The organism is Moorena sp. SIO4E2, assembly GCF_010671945.1.
Taxonomy (GTDB): domain Bacteria; phylum Cyanobacteriota; class Cyanobacteriia; order Cyanobacteriales; family Coleofasciculaceae; genus Moorena; species Moorena producens.
The window spans coordinates 21,232-28,516 of record NZ_JAAHIE010000041.1 but is presented as its reverse complement, the minus strand read 5'-3'; the positions used below and the strand labels follow the sequence as shown (position 1 = coordinate 28,516).

Annotated in this window: 5 protein-coding genes; 3 read left to right on the top strand and 2 right to left on the bottom strand. The window is 42.3% G+C overall.

Annotated features, from left to right (window positions below; all coding sequences use genetic code 11):
* Positions 1-211: 211 nt before the first annotated feature.
* Complete coding sequence (locus F6K37_RS07680; protein ID WP_287249305.1) at positions 212-2,089, top strand: caspase, EACC1-associated type; 1,878 nt, start codon at positions 212-214, stop codon at positions 2,087-2,089.
* A 33-nt stretch (positions 2,090-2,122) separates the two neighbouring features.
* Here F6K37_RS07680 and F6K37_RS07675 read toward each other — a convergent pair whose 3' ends face one another.
* Positions 2,123-2,545 (bottom strand): hypothetical protein, encoded by a 423-nt coding sequence (locus F6K37_RS07675; RefSeq protein WP_008178498.1) that lies wholly within the window; start codon positions 2,543-2,545, stop codon positions 2,123-2,125.
* A gap of 167 nt (positions 2,546-2,712) precedes the next feature.
* Between F6K37_RS07675 and F6K37_RS07670 the strand changes: the two genes are divergently transcribed.
* A complete protein-coding gene (locus tag F6K37_RS07670; protein ID WP_287249303.1) occupies positions 2,713-2,913 on the top strand; it encodes a hypothetical protein in 201 nt (66 codons plus the stop codon).
* 124 nt (positions 2,914-3,037) lie between these two features.
* Here F6K37_RS07670 and F6K37_RS07665 read toward each other — a convergent pair whose 3' ends face one another.
* A complete protein-coding gene (locus F6K37_RS07665) occupies positions 3,038-3,460 on the bottom strand; it encodes a helix-turn-helix domain-containing protein (RefSeq protein ID WP_044492020.1) in 423 nt (140 codons plus the stop codon).
* 843 nt (positions 3,461-4,303) lie between these two features.
* Between F6K37_RS07665 and F6K37_RS07660 the strand changes: the two genes are divergently transcribed.
* Positions 4,304-7,228: an esterase-like activity of phytase family protein gene (locus F6K37_RS07660; protein ID WP_287249301.1), complete on the top strand. Its 2,925-nt coding sequence runs from the start codon at positions 4,304-4,306 to the stop codon at positions 7,226-7,228.
* Positions 7,229-7,285 lie beyond the last annotated feature (57 nt).

The window sequence follows — 7,285 nt, the reverse complement described above, 5'->3', positions numbered from 1 at the left end:
TTCCTGAACTACTGCTGACTTTTTCAGCTGGTCACCCACCAGGAGGTATTGACTCAAACTATTACTCTGACTAATTTGTCAGTTTTACTGAGATCTAGTCTACCGTACTTTTAAAAGAGCCGCACCCAATTGATTTTATAACGAAGTTGTTCGCACTAAACAGCAACTGCTACGGGTAGAGCTAGATATTGACGAGCAAAATATCCCTGAAGTGGCAGCGTTCCCATGGGAATTTATGTGTTTGCCTCAAAGGGAGAAGTTAGGAACAATGTGGTTGGCTACTGCAGCTGACTTGGTCTTCTCGCGCCTTCCCCCACAGCGGATTTCAGCACCACCGATTCAGTTAGGGGCAAATGAAAAAATGCGGATTGCCTTAGTTGTCTCTGCACCCACAGATTTAAATCCAGTTGCCTACGAAGAAGTACAGGCGGCGATAGAGACACTAGCCCAGGCACAACCAGAGCAGGTGGAATTGTTACCAGTCGTGAATCCAGCTAGCCGCAAAGCTATTGATAAAGTTCTTAGGGAAAAGCCTTACATTTTCCATTTCATCGGTCATGGTCGTTTTCAGAATGAAAATGGTGAAATTGCCTTGGTGGATGAATTAGGTGAGGCACGGTGGATTAGCGCTAATGAATTTAGTGAGCTCTTTAATCAGCATCGACCTGGAATTATTGTGTTGCAGGCATGTCAGGGAGCAATGGAGTCTACATCGAAAGTATCTGTAGGACTAGCTTCCAAGGTTGTGCAGCAACTTATTCCTGTAGTCGTGGCAATGCAGTATCCCGTGTCTAACAGCACAGCTAGCCGATTTGCCTGCCACTTTTATAAACAATTAGCTCAAGGGAAGCCAGCGGATATAGCAGTACAGGAAGGAAGACGAGAAATTAGTCTCCATGAATCAACAGGATATCGGAAACGGGATTTTGCCACACCTGTGATTTTCATGCAAGTGCAAGATGCTCAATTAATTCAACGTCCAATTGAGTCATTTCAACGTCTAAATCAGCCAGTTGTGCTAGACAAGCCAAGCCATAAACAGCTCCATGTAAAGGATGCTCGCCAATCACAAGGGGTCAAACGAGCGCTGTTGATTGGAGTCAGTAAATATGGAAAGGGGTTAAAGCCACTACCTGGCGCAACCAAAGATTTAGAGGAAATCAAAGGAATACTCAGTTCCCCACAACTGGGAAATTTTGTTGATGTCAAAGCTCTCAGCAATCCTGATCGACAGGAAATGGAAGAGGCTATTGAAGAGTTATTCGCTAGTTCTGAAAAAGATGATTTGGTGTTACTGTTCTTTTCAGGTCACGGTGTCAAAGATAGCAGCAATCAACTGTATTTAACAACTCGTATTACTCGTAAGAATTCACAGGGGGAACTAGTTAAGACAACAGCCGTTTCTGCTAGGGCTATCCATAACATCATGAATGGTAGCCGCTCCAAGCGACAAGTCGTTATCCTCGACTGCTGCTTTAGTGCAGCTTTTCGTAAGGGCCTACTGGTTAAAGATGATCGCTCCGTCGATCTTCAAAATCAATTAGGAGGAGAAGGGCGTGCTATTCTCGCCTCTTCAACTGACTATTCCTTTAGTCAATTGGACAAACAGCTCTCAATTTACACTCAGTATTTGGTACAAGGCATTGAAACGGGAGAAGCTGATTTGAATGGGGATAGGGTGATTTCTCTGGATGAGTTACATGAGTACATCGAAAATAAGATTAAAGAAACCCTTCCTGTCATGACTCCTAAAATCTATACTGATCAGGAAGGTTCTAAAATTCAGATTGCTAAAGCACCAAGGGATTATAGCCCTGTTTCAGATACTCCTTTAGTTACCCCAGAGGGGATAAAAGAAAGTTCAAAAGCAGATAGTTTGATAATACTTAGCTTACCTATGAAAATCCTCTCAAAACTTGTTATAGTTATCGCTATTGTGGTGATTTCTGTTTTGCTGCGTGTGGCTTATTTAGAGAAAGAATCTGTGTATTGTAATGATATAATTGAAGGATTTCATAAAGGTAACAAAAAAGCTACTAATACGTACTATAATGATCAGGAGTTTAAAAGGCGGTGTAATCCTGAATAATAAATTTTATCAGTGATATTGGTCTATAAACACTTAAATTTTTATATTACTTGATTTTGGTTTAATAATTTTACAAATCTGTATCTTTTTTTGTTGATTGGGTTGATTTTGGGTTTTATTTATGCAGTCTTCTAAGTAATCTTTATTAATCGCAAATTCATAATTATTATTATCTAGTGTTATTTTTTCAAAAATGATATCACCACTAGTGAAGGAATCGTTTATCTTAGTTACTTCAATAGATGATTGAAGGTAACCTATAACCGGAGTAGGATCTTCATCATTTGATGGTTGTATGTCATGTAGGGGGACATATGGTGAAAAGCATTGTAAACAAACCTTATCATTAAAATTCGGTTTGTAATTATCCTGACCAACAGCTGTTGTAACTATACCGAGCAGGAGAATAATGCTTACTCCAATAATAACAAGGTAATTTAAAATTTTTCCTTTCATGGCAAAGAGAAAAGTAATGGTTGACTACTATACTCTTCGCTAGCTCTAAATTGAATCAGGATATTTTACTAAGAAACCAAGAAATATCTCCAAAAATTCATGAAATGGCGGTAAACTCGTATAAAACAGTGTTTTACACTACTCAATGTTTATGGTAAGTTAATTCTTTGGTTGAAGAAAAAGACAAAAGGCAAAAGGCAAGAGGCAAAAGGCAAAAGGCAAAAGGCAAAAGGCAAAAGGGGACTTACGCCACATTGACTGGTTTGATGGGATTGGCAGTAGGTCACGCTACGGGATTGGCCTACTGCCACCCTACGCGATCAAGCGAAGCTTCCGCGCTTATGCGATCGCAAAAGAACACTTTGTGATTGATCGATGTGAATGCGATCGCAAAAAGACACCTTGTGATTAATTTGATGTGAATGGGATTGGCCTACTGCCACCCTACGCGATTGACCGTAGGTCACGCTACGCGAACGCATTCACATCCCATCAAGCTGAAATCACTTCAAAATCAGAAATCGTCTCAATCCACACCCGTGCTCCACACTTGAGGGGATCATCTGGACGATACATCACCCGACACGGGCCATTGACCTCCACCGTATGAGCGTAAACATTTTTAGTGCCTCGCTTCACCGTAATTACAGGATTACGCTCCCCGGTCTTGAGATTTTGGCGAATGACTTTCTGATTAACGTGGATCACAGCCTTAGTGTACTCTGTGCGCTTTGACCAGTTCCGTTTTGGTCCGCGAGTGCCAGGAGTGACCACCGGCATGCCATCAAACAAAGGAATTACCCAAGTTCTACCCACCTTATAAGCCCCTTTAACTCTGCCTTTGCCCAGAAGGTAACGGACGCGAGTGGCGGAAACACCAAGTAATTCAGCGGCTTGTGCGGTGGAAATCATCATGGGTCGTAAACCATTGCTTTAACGATATTATTACTTTAACACACTTTTTCGGAAAAGGCAAGGATATAGTAAAACTATTGCATTATCGCTATTTCAGGGCTTGTGGGAGGTTTGGAAGGTTTGGGAGGTTTGGGTAGTGTGGGAGGTGTGGGAGTGCTGAAAAACTATTGCATTGTCACAATATCAAGCAGTAGGGGCAACTGGGATTAGTGGGATTAGTGAGAGGAGTGAGATAAAAGTGTTATCAAAAACTATTGCATTTTCACAATTAAATGCTAATACCAAGTTGCGTGGCCAACGGCTGAATACTTACTTAAAAAAAATCAAAAATAATTATTTCCAGATCCGCTGTTTCCTATTTCCTACTCCCTTTGCTAAAAACTAATTGTTAAAATCGTTGATAACAAAATTTTTGGCCGAAACCTTACTTAGTCAGGGATTATATAAAAAATCTCTAGGCTCAAGGTTAATAAAAAACTAAAAAAATTAAGTTAATATTAAATCTAGGTTAACTTTACAAAATATTTATACCCTACTCAGATAAAATTACACTAAAAATTTACAGCGACTTCAAAAACAAGCTTTAACCAAACCTTATAATTATGTTTATATAAATACAATCAAAATTTAACCTGGAAATGAAAACCTTACTAAGGGAGGTCAGCCAGTTTCAATCATCACGTAAACCTAGGCCAAGGCGATTTAAGGTTGGCAACAATTACGTACTAGGTGATAGCTGAAAGCTGAAATGCTGACACAATTTAGCTAGTTTCTGTGCTTCTAAGTCTCTAGATATAAAAACGCTAAATTCGAGAGTTTTAGTCTCGTTGATTCCAGGATTTTATGAAATTAAAAGGATTTGCATCTTTACCAGCTGATACCTTTGCAGAGGGACCCCAGTCTGGTGCAGACAATGGCAACGGTGAACCGATTTCTGCCAATGGTCGCACCGGTCCGTTTGATGGACAACCTGTTCAAGGCTTTAGTGGTGTTCAGTTTGCTCCTAGTGGGGGTGGCTCTTTTTGGTTTCTATCAGATAACGGTTTTGGAGCCCAACAGAATAGTGCGGATTACCTACTCAGACTCTATCAAGTTAACCCTGATTTCAAGGGTGCAGAGGATGGAGATGGTAGTGTAGAGATTGAAGGCTTTGTTCAACTGTCTGACCCTGATGGCAAAATTCCTTTCAAGATTGTCAACGAAGACAGTAGCGGACGCTTTCTGACCGGGGCGGATTTTGATATCGAGTCTTTTGTGATTGATGCTAAGGGCGATATCTGGATTGGTGACGAATTCGGTCCGTTTATACTTCACTTCGATAGCACTGGTAAACTGCTCGAAGCCCCTATTTCTACTCCCAATATCCCCGGGAATACCACAGGGGAATTTGTGCGATCGCCTCAAAACCCAGATTTACAATTCAATAGCCTCAATGGTGATCCTCCTCTAGTCATTGCACACCGGGGTGCTAGCGGTGAGCGTCCAGAGCATACGTTAGAAGCTTACGCTCTTGCCATTGAACAAGGGGCTGATTTCATTGAGCCTGACCTAGTAATCACCAAAGACGGTGTCTTGATTGCTCGTCACGAACCGTTGCTAGATGACACCACTAACGTAGCTGATGTATTTGGTGAAGACCGCAAGTCCACCAAACTGCTGGATGGTGAAGAAATTACTGGTTACTTTGCTGAAGATTTTACCTTAGCAGAAATCAAGCAACTGCGTGCTGTTCAGTCTCGTGACTTCCGTAGTGATGAGTTCGATGGTCAGTTTGAAATTCCCACTTTCAAAGAGGTTATCGAACTACTCCAGCAGGTAGAAGCGGAAACTGGTAAAAAAATCGGTATCTATCCTGAAACCAAGCATCCTACATTCTTCGATGACCAAGGCTTATCCCTAGAAGAGCCTTTAATCGCAACCCTACAAGAAACTGGTTTTACCGACCCCAGCCGGATTTTCATCCAATCCTTTGAAGTAGCTAACCTAATTGATTTACAAAATAACTTGCTACCTGGGGCTGGATTGGAAAATCTACCCCTAGTACAGCTCTACGGAGATGTAGACGATCAATTCCTAAATGCTGGTGGTGGCGGTTTTTCTGCTCCCTACGATATTGTTGCTAATTTCAGCAAACCTGACTTTACCGCAGAAGAGGCTCGGGCTACCTACGGCGATTTAGTTGACATTGTTCCCGACTTTGGTGCTGATGTCACTGGTGATGGTATTCCCGATACCACTTACCAAGATTTAGCCACTCAGACAGTCTTTGACTACATTGGCGCTAACTACGCTGAGGGTGTTGGTCCTTGGAAAAACAGCTTTTTGCTGCGGGAATCGATCGATACTCCTGTTGATGGCAATGGTGATGGCATTGCTGAAATCACTACCCAGCTCACTGGTGAAGTTCGTCCTTTCATCGATTGGGCTCATGATGCAGGAATGCAGATTCACCCCTACACCCTACGTAATGAAGAGCGCTTCCTGACCCTCAACCCTGATGGTACCCCTCAAAGCCCAGAGGATGAGTTCCGTCAATTGATTGAGCTTGGAGTAGATGGTTTCTTTACAGACTTCCCAGAAACTGGAAGAATTGTAGTTGACCAAGAAACTATACTGCCTAATCTATCTAGGTCTCGCGGATTTGAGGGCATGGCATTTAGCCCTGACCGCACCACCTTGTATCCCCTACTCGAAGGTGTAGTAGATGGGGACCCAGAGGATGCTCTACGCATCTATGAGTTTGATGTTGCTTCCAGTGAATACCAAGGTCTGGTAGGATTTTACCGTACCGATGTTCCCGGTCATCCGATTGGGGATTTTACCCCCATCAATGACAACGAGTTCTTAGTCATAGAGCGGGATGGTAAGCAAGGAGCGGAGGCTCAGTTCAAGAAAATCTTTAAGATTGACTTGTCTGAGATTGATGAAAATGGCTTTGTTGCCAAAGAGGAAGTAGTTGACTTGCTCAACATTCCTGACCCAGATGATGTGAACGGGGATGGTGAACTCACCTTTACCTTCCCATTTGTCACGATCGAAGATGTATTGGTGATTGATCAGAATACGATCTTAGTTGCCAATGACAACAACTATCCCTTCTCCGTAGGACGGGGTCCGGATATTGATAATAACGAAGTTATTCTGATCGAATTAGATCAACCCCTGGATGTAGATCCTTTATTAGGTCTTCCAGCCCCCAACTTTATTTCAGGTACTCCAGATAGTGATGAAATTGTTGGCGAGTTAGGTAACGATTTCATTACTGCTGCTGAAGGCAATGATACCGTTGATGGCGGTCTGGGCAATGACCTGATTCAGGGTGAAGCTGGAGATGATGTATTGCAGGGAGACTTTGCTGATAGCACCATTGGCGGAGATGACGTTATCTTCGGTGGCTTAGGCAATGACCGGATTAACGGCAATCTCGGCAATGACAAACTCTACGGTGGTGCAGGAGATGACTTTATCTTCGGTAATGAAGGTGATGACTTAATCCGAGGTGGATTAGGTAATGACTTCTTGACTGGTGATGACTCTTCTGGTATTAGCGGTAGTGATACCTTTGTCTTAGCTGCTGGGGAAGGTACAGATTTCATTCTCGATTTCCAGGCAGGAGTTGACTTAATTGGTTTAGCCGATGGTTTGACCTTTGGTCAGTTATCCATTGAACAAGATTCGCAAAATGCTCGCATTAGTTTGGAGAATCAACTATTAGCAACTTTTGCGATCGCTAATCCTCTAACAGAGGCTGATTTCACGATCATCTAATCCGTTGTAAAACCGGGTAATTAAAGGATTACCCGGTTTTTATTATTTGGTAATACG

What these genes read in the sequence shown, in the direction of transcription:
- F6K37_RS07665 (WP_044492020.1), bottom strand. Translation starts at nt 3,460, where the DNA reads ATGATGATTTCCACCGCACAAGCCGCTGAATTACTTGGTGTTTCCGCC.
- F6K37_RS07660 (WP_287249301.1), top strand. Translation starts at nt 4,304, where the DNA reads ATGAAATTAAAAGGATTTGCATCTTTACCAGCTGATACCTTTGCAGAG.
- F6K37_RS07675 (WP_008178498.1), bottom strand. Translation starts at nt 2,545, where the DNA reads ATGAAAGGAAAAATTTTAAATTACCTTGTTATTATTGGAGTAAGCATT.